This window comes from Uliginosibacterium sp. H1 (genome assembly GCF_036017065.1).
GTDB lineage: Bacteria > Pseudomonadota > Gammaproteobacteria > Burkholderiales > Rhodocyclaceae > Uliginosibacterium.
In genome coordinates this window covers 1,500,906-1,514,432 of record NZ_JAYXHR010000001.1, presented here as the reverse complement: position 1 = coordinate 1,514,432, position 13,527 = coordinate 1,500,906, and the positions used below count along the sequence as shown (strand labels likewise).

14 protein-coding genes are annotated in these 13,527 nt (G+C 67.2%); 5 read left to right on the top strand and 9 right to left on the bottom strand.

The features are described 5' to 3' along the window. Positions 1–49: 49 nt before the first annotated feature. Both VVD47_RS06980 and VVD47_RS06975 read right to left on the bottom strand, forming a co-directional pair. Positions 50–1,585 (bottom strand): TRAP transporter large permease, encoded by a 1,536-nt coding sequence (locus tag VVD47_RS06980; protein ID WP_327602681.1) that lies wholly within the window; start codon positions 1,583–1,585, stop codon positions 50–52. After that, positions 1,582–2,121 (bottom strand): TRAP transporter small permease subunit, encoded by a 540-nt coding sequence (locus VVD47_RS06975; RefSeq protein WP_327602680.1) that lies wholly within the window; start codon positions 2,119–2,121, stop codon positions 1,582–1,584. Before VVD47_RS06975 ends, VVD47_RS06980 begins: the two co-directional genes overlap by 4 nt. A gap of 392 nt (positions 2,122–2,513) precedes the next feature. Here VVD47_RS06975 and VVD47_RS06970 point away from each other — a divergent pair, with 392 nt between their 5' ends. From VVD47_RS06970 to VVD47_RS06960, 3 genes are all read left to right on the top strand, one after another. Beyond that, entirely contained in the window at positions 2,514–4,568 is a 2,055-nt protein-coding gene (locus VVD47_RS06970; protein WP_327602679.1) for an HDOD domain-containing protein, read from the top strand. Positions 4,569–4,629: 61 nt separating this feature from the next. Next, a complete protein-coding gene (locus VVD47_RS06965) occupies positions 4,630–5,541 on the top strand; it encodes a helix-turn-helix domain-containing protein (protein ID WP_327602678.1) in 912 nt (303 codons plus the stop codon). A gap of 126 nt (positions 5,542–5,667) precedes the next feature. Beyond that, positions 5,668–6,138, top strand: coding sequence for a VOC family protein (locus VVD47_RS06960; RefSeq protein WP_327602677.1), 471 nt, complete (start codon positions 5,668–5,670; stop codon positions 6,136–6,138). Positions 6,139–6,158: 20 nt separating this feature from the next. On the opposite strand, the gene VVD47_RS06955 is transcribed toward VVD47_RS06960, so the two are convergent. The 7 genes from VVD47_RS06955 to VVD47_RS06925 form a co-directional block, all read right to left on the bottom strand. Continuing rightward, a complete protein-coding gene (locus VVD47_RS06955; protein WP_327602676.1) occupies positions 6,159–6,674 on the bottom strand; it encodes a C40 family peptidase in 516 nt (171 codons plus the stop codon). Then, positions 6,674–7,111, bottom strand: coding sequence for a D-aminoacyl-tRNA deacylase (gene dtd, locus VVD47_RS06950; RefSeq protein WP_327602675.1), 438 nt, complete (start codon positions 7,109–7,111; stop codon positions 6,674–6,676). Before dtd ends, VVD47_RS06955 begins: the two co-directional genes overlap by 1 nt. Before the next feature lie 13 nt (positions 7,112–7,124). Next, positions 7,125–7,847, bottom strand: coding sequence for an SIMPL domain-containing protein (locus tag VVD47_RS06945; RefSeq protein ID WP_327602674.1), 723 nt, complete (start codon positions 7,845–7,847; stop codon positions 7,125–7,127). A 126-nt stretch (positions 7,848–7,973) separates the two neighbouring features. Further along, on the bottom strand, positions 7,974–8,486 hold the full coding sequence (locus tag VVD47_RS06940; protein ID WP_327602673.1) for a nucleoside deaminase: 513 nt from the start codon (positions 8,484–8,486) through the stop codon (positions 7,974–7,976). 12 nt (positions 8,487–8,498) lie between these two features. Continuing rightward, entirely contained in the window at positions 8,499–9,140 is a 642-nt protein-coding gene (locus VVD47_RS06935; RefSeq protein WP_327602672.1) for a flavin reductase family protein, read from the bottom strand. Between the two features lie 218 nt (positions 9,141–9,358). Then, positions 9,359–10,456 carry a BMP family ABC transporter substrate-binding protein gene (locus VVD47_RS06930; protein ID WP_327602671.1) on the bottom strand — a complete coding sequence of 366 codons (1,098 nt, stop codon included), beginning with the start codon at positions 10,454–10,456 and terminating at the stop codon, positions 9,359–9,361. A 374-nt stretch (positions 10,457–10,830) separates the two neighbouring features. Beyond that, positions 10,831–11,613, bottom strand: a complete 783-nt coding sequence (locus VVD47_RS06925) for a GntR family transcriptional regulator (RefSeq protein WP_327602670.1) — start codon at positions 11,611–11,613, stop codon at positions 10,831–10,833. A gap of 247 nt (positions 11,614–11,860) precedes the next feature. Between VVD47_RS06925 and alc the strand changes: the two genes are divergently transcribed. After that, positions 11,861–12,868, top strand: a complete 1,008-nt coding sequence (alc, locus tag VVD47_RS06920; RefSeq protein WP_327602669.1) for an allantoicase — start codon at positions 11,861–11,863, stop codon at positions 12,866–12,868. After that, a complete protein-coding gene (locus tag VVD47_RS06915; protein WP_327602668.1) occupies positions 12,865–13,380 on the top strand; it encodes an ureidoglycolate lyase in 516 nt (171 codons plus the stop codon). Before alc ends, VVD47_RS06915 begins: the two co-directional genes overlap by 4 nt. Positions 13,381–13,527: the final 147 nt, after the last annotated feature.

Below are 13,527 nucleotides of genomic sequence, written 5' to 3'. Positions count from 1 at the left end.
CTCGGCGCACGACGGCCAGCGACCTTCGAGGTGGCTGGCCGTTTTCCTGTCATCGTTGCGGGCCGCCGAGTGCGCGCTCAAGCGGGTCGTCACTGGCGGGGGACGATCCACCCTCTGGCGCCACCGCGCCTTCCGCTCCCGGCGTGGCTTCGGGCGAGGATTCCTCTTCCGGTGCGTTCAATTCCATGGGTTGCTCGGCGGGTGCCAGGTCACTCGGTGGCAGGTTGATCTCCACGTTGTCCACGTCGATGTCCAGCGGCTTGTCGAGGAAGGCGGTGACCAGCGTCGGCCAGGCGATGACGATCACCACCATCAGCAGTTGCAGGCCGACCCACGGTAGCGCGCCGAGATAGATGTCGCTGCTCTTCACCTCCTTCGGTGCGATGCCGCGCAGGTAGAACAGCGCGAAGCCGAAGGGCGGGTGCATGAAGGATGTCTGCATGTTCACGCACAGCAGGACGCCGAACCAGATGAGGTCGATGCCCATCTTGTCGGCCACCGGTGCCAGCAACGGGATGACGATGAAGGCGATCTCGAAGAAGTCGAGGAAGAACGCCAGGAAGAATACGAAGACGTTCACCGCGATCAGGAAGCCGGTGGTGCCACCCGGCAGGCTGGACAGGTGGTGCTCGATCCAGCGGCCGCCGTCCACGCCCTGGAACACCAGACTGAACACGGTGGAGCCGATGAGGATGAAGATCACCATCGCGGTGATGCGCATCGTCGACTCCATGCCTTGCCGGACCAGCGGCCAGGTGAGCCGCCTGTGCATGGCGGCCAGCAGCATGGCGCCCACCGCGCCCATCGCGCCGGCTTCGGTCGGCGTGGCCACGCCCATGAAGATGGTGCCGAGCACCAGGAAGATGAGCACGATGCTCGGCACCATGCCCCACAGCACGCGGCGCCACAGCGGCCAGCCGCGCAGGGTGCGCACCTCCTCCGGCAGCGGCGGCACGTACTGCGGGCGGAACACCGACACCATGAAGATGAACAGCATGAACAGCGCCGTCTGCAGGATGGACGGGCCGATCGCGCCGGCATACATGTCGCCCACCGAGCGACCGAGCTGATCCGCCAGCACCACCAGCACCAGCGACGGCGGAATGAGTTGTGTGATGGTGCCGGAGGCGGCGATCACCCCGGTGGCGATGCGCATGTTGTAGCCGTAGCGCATCATGATCGGCAGCGAAATCATGCCCATGGCGATGACCGATGCCGCGACGGTGCCGGTGATGGCGCCGAGGATCGCGCCCACGATGATCACCGCGTAAGCCAGGCCGCCCGGCACGCCGCCGAACAGCTGGCCGGTGCCTTCCAGGAGATCCTCCGCCAGCCCGCAGCGTTCGAGGATCGCCCCCATGAAGGTGAAGAAGGGGATCGCCAGCAGCAGGTCGTTCGACAGGATGCCGAACACCCGCAGCGGCAGGCTCTGCATGAACTCGGGCGGGAAGAAGCCCATGTAGATGCTGAGTGCGGCGGAGGCGAGCCCCAGCGCCGCCAGAGAGAACGCCACCGGGAAACCCAGCAGCATGAAGAGCACGAGGCCGCTGAACATCAGCGGCGGCATCCACTCGAGCAGGGTCATTGCAGCGGCCTTTCGTAGTGGGTATCCATCTCGATGTCGCCGCGCAGGTAGGCGATGCGCTTGATGATCTCCGAGATGCCCTGCAGGGTGACGAGGCCGAAGCCCACCGGCAGCATCAGCCGCGCCGGCCACACCTTCAGGCCGCCGGCCGGGTTCTGGGTCTCCTGCGAGATCCAGGAATTCACGAAGTAGGGCCAGCTCATTTCGAGCAGCAGGACCATGGCCGGCATCAGGAAGACCAGCAGGCCCAGCAGGTCCACCCAGGCCTTGGTACGCGGCCCCAGGCGACCGTAGAAGACGTCCACCCGCACGTGCTCGTTCTGGCGCAGCGTCCACGCGGCGCCCAGCATCACGATGCCGGCGAACATGTGCCACTGGACTTCGAGCCAGGCGTTGGAACTGATGGAAAAAAGGTAGCGGCTCATGGCGTTGCCCGCGCTGACCACGCAGGCGAGCATGACCAGGGCGGCGGCCACGTAGCCAAAGACGCGGGTAAGCCGGTCGATGGCCTGGGCCAACTGCAAGAAGAGCTTCAAGTTGGTTCTCCTGAGGCGGCCCGCGTACGCTGCGCGGACCCTGGCTGCCTTGACGGCATGTGGGCATGGGCCCACCGCTGATCCGGACGGGCGGCCGCATTATGGCGGCCGCAATGATCCCGCGCCCATACGGACAAGGCCTGATCGCACGCCCACGGGCCCATTTGCCCGCATGGGCAGTGATTCGTGCCGGTTTGCCAGGCGGATGCTAAGCCTTTGATTAAGCGAGGAAGGATGCCGCTCCGAGCGGCGTTTCCACCCCTGCGACGGCGGTTTAACCGCGCCTGGCCTTAAAGCTACCCCCGTGGCGATCCGTAATTTCCGGTGATGGTCCGGCAGTGTCCCCCCAACGAATCCCAATAGGCACTGACCGGCCCGCACGGAGTTGCAGCATGCCGATTGACCTCAGCCAGTTCGAACAACTCAAGACCTCCGGCGATCTGCCTTCGCCCAAGGGCGTCGCGCTGGCCATCATGCGTCTGACGCAGCATGACGATGTCTCCATGGCCGAACTGGCCCGCGTCATCCGCACGGACCCCGCTTTCGTCGGCCGCCTCATCAAGGCCGCCAACGGCGTCATCGGCTACGGCCGCCGTCCCATCGCCTCGGTGCAGGATGCCCTCACCGTGCTGGGCCTGCCTGCGGTGCGCGCCATGGCGCTGGGTTTTTCCCTGCTCACCAATTACCGCGCCGGTGCCTGCGATGCCTTCGACTATGGCCGCTTCTGGTCGGTGTCGCTGGCCATGGCGGTCACCAGCCAGGCCCTGGCCTTGCGTACCCGGGTGGCGGCCGCCGACGAGAGCTACTGCCTGGGCCTGCTGGCCCGGGTGGGCGAACTGGCGCTGGCGACCCTGCATCCGCAGGAGTACTCGAAGCTCATCGAGCAGAACGGACGCGATGGTCCGCTGGCGATGATGCAGGCCGAGCGCCGCGCCTTCGCCATGAGCCATGCCGAGCTGGGCTCGGCGATGCTGGCCGACTGGGGCCTGCCCAAACTGTTTACCGATGCCGTGTTCCAGTACGAGGACCCGGCAACGATCGCTGCGCCCGAAGGTTCGCGCGAATACGTCATCACCCAGTCGCTGGCGACCGCGCGCCAGCTCGGCGAGCTGTGCGTGGCGCCGGATGCGCAACGGCCGGCGCACATGAAGCGCCTGTTGATTCAGGGCTCCCGCCTGTCCTTCGACGAGCCGCAGATGGTCACCCTCTGCGACCACGTGGCCGGGGAATGGGTGGAGTGGGGCGCCTTGCTCAACATCCACGCGCAGAAGATGCCGCCCTTCACCCACCTGAGCCAGGCCTCGCAGGACGAGGAAGATGCCGCCGCCGAGGATGCCGATGGCTTGCCGGACGGGCTGGGGCTCGACGCCAATGAAGTGCCTGCCGTCGTGCACGTGGAAACCCCAGCACGGGACGACGCCCAGATCCGCGCCGCCTTCCGCGCCGCCGGCCCGCTGGAACAGCCCGCCGGCTCGCGCTTGCGCGTGCTGGTGGCGGAGCACGACGAGGGCGTGCGCCGCCAGGTCATGCATGTATTGCTGGAGGCTGGCTTCGACGTCGCCGAGGCGCGCGATGGCCACCTGGCCGCCGAAGCTGCGCTGGACTTTCAGCCGGACATCCTGGTCGTCGACTGGGCGCTGCCTGGCATGAGCGGTGAAGAACTCGTACGCACCTTGCGCCAGACCCGCATCGGCCGCCACATCTACGTGCTGGCGACGGCCGAGCGCGCCGACGAAAGTGCGCAGGTGGCCGCGCTCGAAGCAGGGGTCGATGACCTGCTGGGCAGGCCGATCAGCGCCAAGCTGCTGATTGCCCGCATCCGCGCCGGCCAGCGCGTGTCCGCCCTGCAGCGCGAGATCGAGAACGATCGCGAGGAGATCCGTCACTTCGCGGCCGAACTGGCGGTGACCAACCGGCGCCTGCAGGAAGTCGCGCTGCTGGATGCGCTGACCGGTTTCCCCAATCGTCGTTTCATCGCCGAACGCCTGCAGCAGGAGTGGAGCGCCTCCACCCGCACGCAGCGTCCCATCTCCTGCCTGGTCATCGACGTGGACCAGTTCCGCAAGGTCAATGACACCTACGGCAACGAGGTCGGTGACTCGGTGTTGCGCCAGATATCTGTGGCGATGCGCCAGGCCATCCGCAGTCAGGACATCATCGCGCGCAGCGGTGGTGACGAATTCCTCGTCGTTTGCCCGGACACGCCGCTGGAGGCCGCCGTGGCCTGTGGCGAACGGGTGCGGCAAGCGGTGGAACGCGCCGAGATCGTCTCCGGCATGCTCCACGTGCAGGTCACGCTGAGCGTGGGCGCAGCCAGCCGCGACGGCCACGTGAGCGATGCCGACACCCTGGTGCGGCGTTCCGAGCAGAGCCTGCGCCTGGCCAAGGACGGTGGCCGCAACCGTGTGGCGGCCACCCAGTTGCGCAACGAGGCCCAGCGCGCCTGAGCTGCAGCCGTGGCGACCGGCGTAGCATGGGCGGCATCGTTCGTCTGTGTGCCGGAGGGCCGTGGTGGCATCGTGTCCGATCCTTCAATCCCCGATCGTCCATAGCGAGATCGACACCGCCCAAGGCCGCTGGAACAGCGCCTGGTGGGTGCCGCCGCCGGCCTCGCCACTTGCTGGCGCGGTCGAACTGATCTGGCACTTCGACGGCTGCCTGGCGCAGGCGCGCGAGCGGGTGTTTCCGGGCGGCACGGTGGAACTGATCCTGCAATTCGAAGGGCGTTACCAGGACATCGTCGGCGAACGCAGCGTGGTGACGCCCCGCAGTTGCGTGACCGGCGTGCACAGCCGGGCCTTCGTGGTGCAGGCACCTTCCTCGCGTGTCTGCGTGCTGGGTCTGCGCCTGCGGCCGCTGGCGGCGCAGGCGGTACTGGCCCACCCGCTTCACGAAGCCACCGACCTGACCCTCGACCTGGACGACGTGCTGCGGGATGCAGCGGCCATGCTGGGCGAGCGTTGCCAGGATGCGCCGGATGCGGAGACGAGAATCCGCCTTGCCGCCCGCTGGCTGGCAGGGCGCCTGCAGGCCGCCGCGTCCGTCGATGCCGGTCTGCGCTGGATGCTGGCGCAGATGGAGGCGGGGCATGGCGGCAACGGCATCGAGGCGTTGCGCGAACAGGCGGGATATTCGCGCAATGCCCTGCAGGCGGCCTTCCGCCATCACGTAGGCGTGTCGCCGAAACACTACGCACGCCTGCTGCGCTTCCGCTACCTGCTGGAGCGCCTGCGGGACCCGCTGCCCGCGTCGCAAGGCGGCAAGCCGCTGTCCCTGGCGGAGCTGGCGCTGGCTGCGGGGTACTACGACCAGTCGCACATGAACATGGAGTTCCGCGCCTTCAGCGGGCTGACGCCGCGCGAGTTCCTCGCCGCCAGCCACTATCCCGGCAGCACCAGTATCGCGGAGGACACTGCCTGAACAGGGAACGTCGCCCGGCGGGCAGGGGGCGCACGGAGCGGGGCGGCAGGGCGGGAAAATTTTCCAAGACCACCGGCGTCCCGGCGGCTAACCTGCAGGCAAGCCTTCCACGGAGGAGTGTCTGCCATGTCTGAATCGCAAGCTGCACCATCCGGTGCGCCCCGCATCAAGGAAGTGTTTCCCTACCTGCGCGTGCATGACGCAGCGGCGGCCATCGATTTCTACATCCAGGTCTTCGGTGCGCGCGAGCGCTTCCGCCTGGTCGAACCCGGCGGACGGATCGGGCATGCCGAGCTGGACATCGGGCCGTCGGTATTGATGCTCAGCGACGAGTACCCGGAGTTCTCCTGCCTCGCGCCGCCGTCGGTGGGCGGCGTGGCCTCGTCCATCCACCTGCACGTCGATGACGCCGATGCGCTGGCGGCGCGCGCAGTCGCCGCGGGCGCGGTGATGCTGCGGCCGCCCACCGACGAGTTCTACGGCGAACGCTCGTGCAAGATCCGCGACCCCTTCGGCCACGAGTGGATGATCGGCCACGAGATCGAGCGGGTGACGCCGGAAGAGATGCAGCGACGCTACGACGCGATGTTCGCCTGAAGCAACGGCGCGCGGAGCGCTCAGAACAGGCTGCGTGCGCCGGTGAAGCGGCTGTTCCAGTAGGCCATGTCGATGCGTTCCACGCGCACCTTGCCGCGCGTGGATGGCGCATGCACGAACTTGCCGTCGCCGAGATAGATCCCCATGTGCGAATAGGGCTTGCCACTGGTGTTGAAGAACACCAGGTCGGCCGGGCGCAGCTCGTTGCGCTGGATGGTGCGCGTCAGCGACGCGATCTGCGCGGCGTTGTGCGGCAGGCGGCGTTTCGTCACCTGCTCGACCACGTAGCTCACCATGCCGCTGCAATCCAGCCCGGCCTCCGGGTTGCGGCCACCGAACTGGTAGCCGGTGTCCAGCAAGCCGAGCGCGTACAGCACGATCTCGTTGGCGTCCGCCGTATCGTGCAGGCGGAAGCTGTCCAGCCGCACGCCCGGCGCCGGGCTGGAGGGGGTGGAGGTTTTCGGCGCGGTGCCGCATGCGGACAACAGGAAGACGAACGCCAGCGCGGCGACACGACTGAACGGCGGGCGCGCCATCAGGCTTCCAGCCAGAAGGTGACCGGCCCGTCGTTCAGCAGGCTGACCTGCATGTCTGCGCCGAAGCGCCCACAGGCAACGTCCGCGTGCGCGGCACGCGCCTGGGTCACGAACTGGTCGAAGAGGGCTTGCGCCCGTGCCGGTTCGGCCGCGGGCGTGAAGCTTGCCCGCGTGCCGCTGCGGGTGTCGGCCGCAAGGGTGAACTGCGACACCAGCAGCAGCCCGCCGCCGGTGTCGCGCAGCGAACGGTTCATGCGGCCGGCATCGTCACCGAAGACGCGGTAGGTCAGCACACGCTCCAGCAGGCGCTTGCCGCGCGCTTCGTCGTCCTCGCGCTGCACGCCGACGAAGGCCAGCAGCCCCGGGCCGATGCGGCCGATCTCTTCGCCCGCCACGCTGACACTGGCGTGGCGCACACGCTGGATGAGTGCGATCAAGCCGTCCCTTTCTCTACTGCAGTTCGAAGCTGCCGCTGACGGTGACGCTCACCTGCGTCTCGCCGGCCTCGATGGGGGCAGGCGCCGCTTCGGCCGCAGCCATGGCCATCGGCGCGCGGCGGTACATGACAGGCGGACGGCCGCCGCTGTCACCGATGCTGACACTGCGCAGGCGCACCTTCTTGCCCAGCGCATTGCCGGCGATCGCTGCGCGGGCTTCGACGGCTTTCAGGGCATCGACCATCGCCTCGTCGCGGGCCTTGCGGAAGGTCTCGGGAGAGGGGCGCAACTGCAGCTGGTCGACGGCGGCCAGTGCCTGCAGCTTGCCGACTGCTTCGGACAGCGCGGCGATGTCACGCGACTCCAGGCTCAGCGTATTGCGCATGCGCCAGCTTTCGATCTGGCCGCCATTGCGCGCATACACGGGGTAGGTGGAAATGCCGGCCGACTGAACCTTGACCTGGCTGTAGGGTTTCAGCAGCGCCAGCACTTCGGTGCTGCGCTGGTTGACCTTGCGCGCCAGCGCGGCCGGATCGCGGTCGCTCATCTCCACGTAGGCCTGTGCCGCTGCCATGTCGTTGGAGACGGTGCGGCTGGCTTCTTCGGAGAGGTCGAGGGTAGGTACCTGCGGTGGCGGGACCTGGGCGCGGGCCACGGGCGCTGCCAGCAGCAGCGCCAGCGTACAGGCGGAGAACGTGGAGAGCGTGAATCGGGACGGACGACGGGACAGGGACATCGGGAACCTCCTGGCAGATGCGACAGAGTCGTCTGAGACGCGATCTTACCAAGAGCGTTCCCCGCGCCGTGCAGCCGGGGATGAATCGAGCCCCTTCAGCCCTTCACTGTTCACCGCTCCCGCGCCTCAGCGTGCGAGGAACTCGCGCATCACGCGGGTCGCCTCCTCTTCCAGGATCGGGCCTTCGATCGTCATCGGGCGCGAAGCATCGGCCAGCACGTCATGGATGCGGCTCTTCATCCAGGGCGGTCCGCCCAGTTCATTGATGGTGGTCGCGGACATGGCGTACACCACGCGCGATACCCCGCCCCAGAACATGGCGCCACTGCACATGGCGCAGGGTTCGCCACTGGCATAGACGGTTGCGCCTTGCAGTACTGCCGGGCCGTGCGCCTGCGCAGCCTCGCGCACCAGCACCACTTCGGCGTGGCCGGTGCAGTCCTGCGTAGTCACCTGGCTGTTGCGCGAGACGTGAACCGTCTTGCCGTCCGCGCTGACCAGCGTGGCGCCATAGGGAAAGTTGCCCTCGGCGACGGCCGCGCGCGAGGCGTCGATGGCCAGGCGCATGTAGTGCTCGTCGACGTCGTGGGTGGAGGGACGCGGAGAAGTGTTCGTGGGCGTGCTCGCAGACGTGCTCATGGTGTGCTCCCGTCAGATCTCGTCGATGGTGGTGCTGCGGTCCGCGCTGCTCTCGCCGCCATCGGCATTGATCGCGAAGCGGTCGCGCGTGGTGGTGTAGAAGCTGGCGCCGAAGCGGCCGACCGGGAAGTAGTCCTGCAGTCGCACGCGCCATTTCTCGGTGTCGACCAGGCCTTCACGCGCATGCAGCCACAGCACCTGGCCGATGAAGATGTGGCGGCTGGGCGTCTCCAGCTTTTCCCACAGCCTGCATTCGAAGGCCACGGGCGCTTCGACGATGCGTGGCGGGCGCACACCGCGCGAGGGCGAGTGCGTCAGGCCGACGTGGTCCAGTTCGCTCATGTCCGCCGGCAGGCGCTCGCCGCAACGGTGCATGCGCTCGGCGATGTCCTCGTCGGCCAGGTGTACGACGAATTCGCCGTTGGCGAGGATGTTGCGCGCGGTGTCCTTCAGCTTTCCGCTTTTGTCGCGGTTGATGCTGACCATCACCAGCGGTGGCTCTTCGCCCAGCATGTTGAACATGCTGAAGGGCGCGGCATTGATGGTGCCGTCCTCGCCGATAGTGGTCACCAGTGCGATGGGCCGCGGCACGATGAGGCTCGCCATCAGCTTGTAGCGCTGGTACTCGGTGATGCTTGAGAAATCGATGTCCATGATTCGTTGGTTCCGTCCCTGACTGGCCGTCACTGCCGCTGTGCGGGAATGACGGCGCGTTTTTCAGCGCGGTAGGTTGGGTTGAGCAACGCGACTTGTGCTGAGCATGTCGAAGCAAGCCCAACAGCGGCCTCTGCTGCGGAGTCCTGATTTCGCGAGTTCGTGTTGGGCTTCGCTGCGCTCAACCCAACCTACCGCCCTTCGGCAGACGCGGTGGACTAGCTCGGCACCTTGCCCTGCACCCCTTCGGCATACCACTTCAGCGACCACAGTTCGGACTCGGGCAACACCTGGCCGGCGGCCACGCGCACCTTGCCTTCGTTGTCGCGGATCTCGCCGCTGAAGGGGTTGAACTTGCCGGCCACGATGTCTGCCTTCTTCTGGTTGAAGAGCTTCGCCACGTCGGCAGGCACTGCGGCGTTGAGCGGGGACAGTTCGATCATTCCCTCCTTCATGCCCCACTTGGTGTCTTCCTGCTCCCACTTTCCGTCCAGCACTTCCTGCACCTTCTTCACGTAGTACACGCCCCAGTTCACGGTGTTGGCGGAGAGGTGCGACTTCGGGCCGTACTTCAGCATGTCGGAATCCTGGCCGAAGGCGAACAGGCCCTTGTCCTGCGCCACCTGCACGATCGCCGGCGAATCGGTGTTCTGGTACATCACGTCGGCGCCCTGGGCGACCAGCGTTTCGGCCGCTTCACGTTCGCGGCCCGGGTCGTACCAGGAGTACACCCAGATCACCTTGGTCTGGATTTTCGGATTGACGCTGCGTGCGCCGAGCGTGAAGGCGTTGATGTTGCGCAGTACTTCCGGGATCGGTACCGAGGCGACGAAGCCCAGCGTGTTCGTCTTCGTCATCTTGCCGGCGAGGATGCCGAGCAGGTAGGCGCCTTCGTAGAAGCGCGTCTGGTAGATGCCCATGTTGGGCGCGGTCTTGTAGCCGGTGGCGTGCTCGAAGGTGACCTTGGGGAACAGCTTCGCCACGCGCAGTGTCGGCTCCATGAAGCCGAAAGACGTGGTGAACACCATGTTGCAGCCCTGCTGGATGAACTGGCGGATCACCCGCTCGGCGTCGGCCGTCTCCGGCACGTTCTCGATGTACATCGTCTTCACGCGGTTGCCGAAGGTCTTGTCGACCAGGCGGCGGCCCAGCTCGTGCTGGAAGGTCCAGCCCACGTCGCCGATCGGGCCGGGATAGCAGAAACCGATTTTCAAGGGGTTGCTGGCGCTGTAGGTGGTGCTGGCCTGGGCCAGCGAGGGCAGGGCCAGCGCGCCACCGGCGGCCAGCGAGGAAAGCAGGAAACTGCGACGGTCCATGTCAGTGCTCCGGGTCGATTGTATGCGGTGAACTCTGAAACGTATCCGTTACGTTTCATAAGTGTATACACGCAACATCCGGTCCACCTCGCGGCTTTGACCTGTATTACGTTGAATCAATGACTTGCGTGAAACCGTCGGGACGCGGATGGCGCGCCACGCACTGTGCCTGGGCACGGATCATGAAAACGCGGCGCGAGCTTGGTGCGCGCTGCCAGGAGTGGAGTCGGGTCGCAAAGGCTTGAACTACAGGGGTGGAGCGACGCCTGGGCGGCAGGGCGGGAACGTGCAGGGGGCGTGCAGAAACGTGGCTGATCGGCCGGATAGGCCGTCAGCAACTTACTGTATACAGATCGCGTGCAGCCCGGCGAGCGTCAGCTGCCGAGGCCGAGCAGGGCCGCCAGGTCCGGGGCCTCTTCCGGCCTGGGCAGGCGGATGCGGGCTTCCAGTGCGTGCAGGTGGGCGTCCATCAGGGCGATGGCGCCGGATACGTCGCCGGCGGCGATGCGTTCCACCAGTTCGGCGTGTTCCTCGTGTTCGCACAGCGCATCGCCGGGGGCTTCGTACAGCGCGACGATCAGCGAGCAGCGCGACATCAGTTGTGTGAGGAAGGCCGCCAGCACGCGGTTGCCGCCCTGCTCGGCGAGCAGCGTGTGGAAGCCGCCGGCCCGCTGCGCCCACTCGCGTTGCGAGGGCTGGTGCAAGGCTTCGTGCTCGGCCGCCATGGCCTCGCGCAGCGCGCGGAGGCTGGCGGGCGTGGCGTTGGCGATCACCAGCGGCATGATGGCCGCCTCGATGGCGCGGCGTGCAGCGAAGATCTCGCGCGTCTCCTCCGGCGTGGGCGAGGCCACCACTGCGCCACGGTTGGGGCGCAGGTCCACGATGTGATCGCCGGCCAGGCGCTGCAGGGCCTTGCGCACCAGCGTGCGGCTCACCCCGAACAACTCGCACAACTGCGGCTCGGGCAGTTTCATGCCTGGCTTCAGGCGGTGGAGCATCACGGCCTGGAAGATCGCGTCGTAGATGCGCGCGTCGGCGGCGCCCACGTTGTCGCGCTTGCGCGGGCCGGCCTTGGCGGTCGCCGGGCGCGTGGCGTCAGCCTTGCCGGGGGCGGGCGGGTCGGTATCCAGCGGGGCGATGGGTTGGCGTCGCTTCATGTCGTGTATGCGGTTGGTCTCGAAAGATCCCGGGCGTCGTGGCAGACCTGCAGCGCAGATTGCGGTACAGTTTGCCACATCAAACTGTATTCAGTTAGAACTGGAATAGTGATCATTCCTCCGGCTGCGGTAGTCAGACGCTAAGCTTTCTCCAGGGCCTTGCAGGTACGCCAAGCTACGCCACCAGGTACGCCACCCGCCCCGCCGCCATCCAGCAACACATTCAGGCAACACAAGGACTCACTTCATGGCCGTCGTCGCTCTCGATCCCGATGCACCCGATTTCACCCGTCGCTATACCAACCTCGCCGACCCGCGCCTGGGTGCGCAGGCAGTCGCAGCCAGCGACGAATTCTTCGCCCCGCGCGATCGCATGCTGGCGCCGGAAGAGCCGGTGTTCATCCCCGGCAAGTACGACGACCACGGCAAGTGGATGGATGGCTGGGAGAGCCGTCGCAAGCGCGGGCCCGGCAACGACTGGTGCGTGATCCGCCTGGCGCGCCCCGGCCGCCTGGTAGGCGTGGACATCGACACCCGCCACTTCACCGGCAACTACCCGCCCGGCGCGTCGCTGGAGGCCTGCCACGTCACGAATGGCGAGCCGGATGCCAGCACGCGCTGGACCTCGCTGCTGGGCACCGTCTCCCTGAAGGGCAACAGCCATCACTACCATGCGCTGCACAGCACCGACACGTGGACCCACGTGCGCCTGTCGATCTACCCGGACGGTGGCGTCGCCCGCCTGCGGGTCTATGGTCGCCCGAGCGGCGACTGGGCCATCGGCGGGGCAGAGCTGGACCTCGCGGCCTCGATCAACGGCGCCTACATCGTGGCGGCCAACAACGAACACTTCGGCCTGGCCTCATCCCTGCTGCTGCCGGGCCGTGGCGTGAACATGGGCGATGGCTGGGAGACCCGCCGCCGCCGCGAACCCGGCAACGACTGGTGCATCGTCGCGCTGGCCGCGCCGGGCATCATCGAGAAGGTGGAAGTCGACACCGCCTTCTTCAAGGGCAATTTCCCCGATGCGTGCTCGCTGCAGGCTGCGCGCATGCTGGGTGGCACCGACCAGTCGCTGATCACCCAGAGCATGTTCTGGCAGGAGCTGCTGGGCCCGCAGAAGCTGCAGATGGACGCGGTGCATACCTTCGCACCGTCCGCCGCGCTGGGGCCGGTGACGCACGTGCGCTTCAATGTCTTCCCCGACGGCGGCGTCAGCCGCCTGCGCCTGTGGGGCAAGGTAGCCAGCGCATGAGCACCCAGGTGGACACGGCGCTGACGCTCACGGTCGAGCCGCTGACCCGCGAGGCCTTCGCGCCTTTCGGTGACGTCATCGAGGCGAGCGACGCGGTGCGTCACTTCCCGATCAATGCCGGCAACACCGAGCGCTTCCACGACCTCGCCACGCTGGACCCGGGCGAGGGTGGTCGCGTCATCGTCAGCATCTTCCGCGGCCTTCCGCGCGCGCTGCCGTTCTTCGTGGTGATGATGGAACGTCACCCGCGCGGGTCGCAGGCCTTCGTGCCCTTGTCCGGCCTGCCGTACCTGGTGGTGGTAGCGCCGCCCGGCGAGCCGCCGACGGCGCGTGAGCTGCGCTGCTTCCTCGCACAGCCGGGGCAGGGCGTGAACTACGCCACCAGCACCTGGCATCACCCGCTGCTGGCACTGGACGACGTGAGCGACTTCCTCGTGCTGGACCGCGCGGGCGAAGGGCCGAACTGCGACGAGGTGGTGCTGGATCCGATCGCGGTGATCGCTTCACGCTGATCCACGCGCCGCACGCTGCAAACGCCGAGGCCCCATCCCGCGCTGGCGGGATGGGGCCTCGGTTCATCTTCCGCAGCCTCCCGGAGTGGCTAGCAGGATGAAGTGGAGCGAAGCGGAACGGTGCTGGCGAGGTGCGACCGCGCAGAC

Excerpts from the sequence above, each read along its gene's own strand:
- VVD47_RS06980 (WP_327602681.1), bottom strand. The coding sequence starts at position 1,585 with ATGACCCTGCTCGAGTGGATGCCGCCGCTGATGTTCAGCGGCCTCGTG.
- VVD47_RS06955 (WP_327602676.1), bottom strand. The coding sequence starts at position 6,674 with ATGGCGCGCCCGCCGTTCAGTCGTGTCGCCGCGCTGGCGTTCGTCTTC.
- VVD47_RS06940 (WP_327602673.1), bottom strand. The coding sequence starts at position 8,486 with ATGAGCACGTCTGCGAGCACGCCCACGAACACTTCTCCGCGTCCCTCC.
- VVD47_RS06960 (WP_327602677.1), top strand. The coding sequence starts at position 5,668 with ATGTCTGAATCGCAAGCTGCACCATCCGGTGCGCCCCGCATCAAGGAA.
- VVD47_RS06930 (WP_327602671.1), bottom strand. The coding sequence starts at position 10,456 with ATGGACCGTCGCAGTTTCCTGCTTTCCTCGCTGGCCGCCGGTGGCGCG.
- VVD47_RS06970 (WP_327602679.1), top strand. The coding sequence starts at position 2,514 with ATGCCGATTGACCTCAGCCAGTTCGAACAACTCAAGACCTCCGGCGAT.
- VVD47_RS06925 (WP_327602670.1), bottom strand. The coding sequence starts at position 11,613 with ATGAAGCGACGCCAACCCATCGCCCCGCTGGATACCGACCCGCCCGCC.
- VVD47_RS06935 (WP_327602672.1), bottom strand. The coding sequence starts at position 9,140 with ATGGACATCGATTTCTCAAGCATCACCGAGTACCAGCGCTACAAGCTG.
- VVD47_RS06915 (WP_327602668.1), top strand. The coding sequence starts at position 12,865 with ATGAGCACCCAGGTGGACACGGCGCTGACGCTCACGGTCGAGCCGCTG.
- VVD47_RS06945 (WP_327602674.1), bottom strand. The coding sequence starts at position 7,847 with ATGTCCCTGTCCCGTCGTCCGTCCCGATTCACGCTCTCCACGTTCTCC.
- alc (WP_327602669.1), top strand. The coding sequence starts at position 11,861 with ATGGCCGTCGTCGCTCTCGATCCCGATGCACCCGATTTCACCCGTCGC.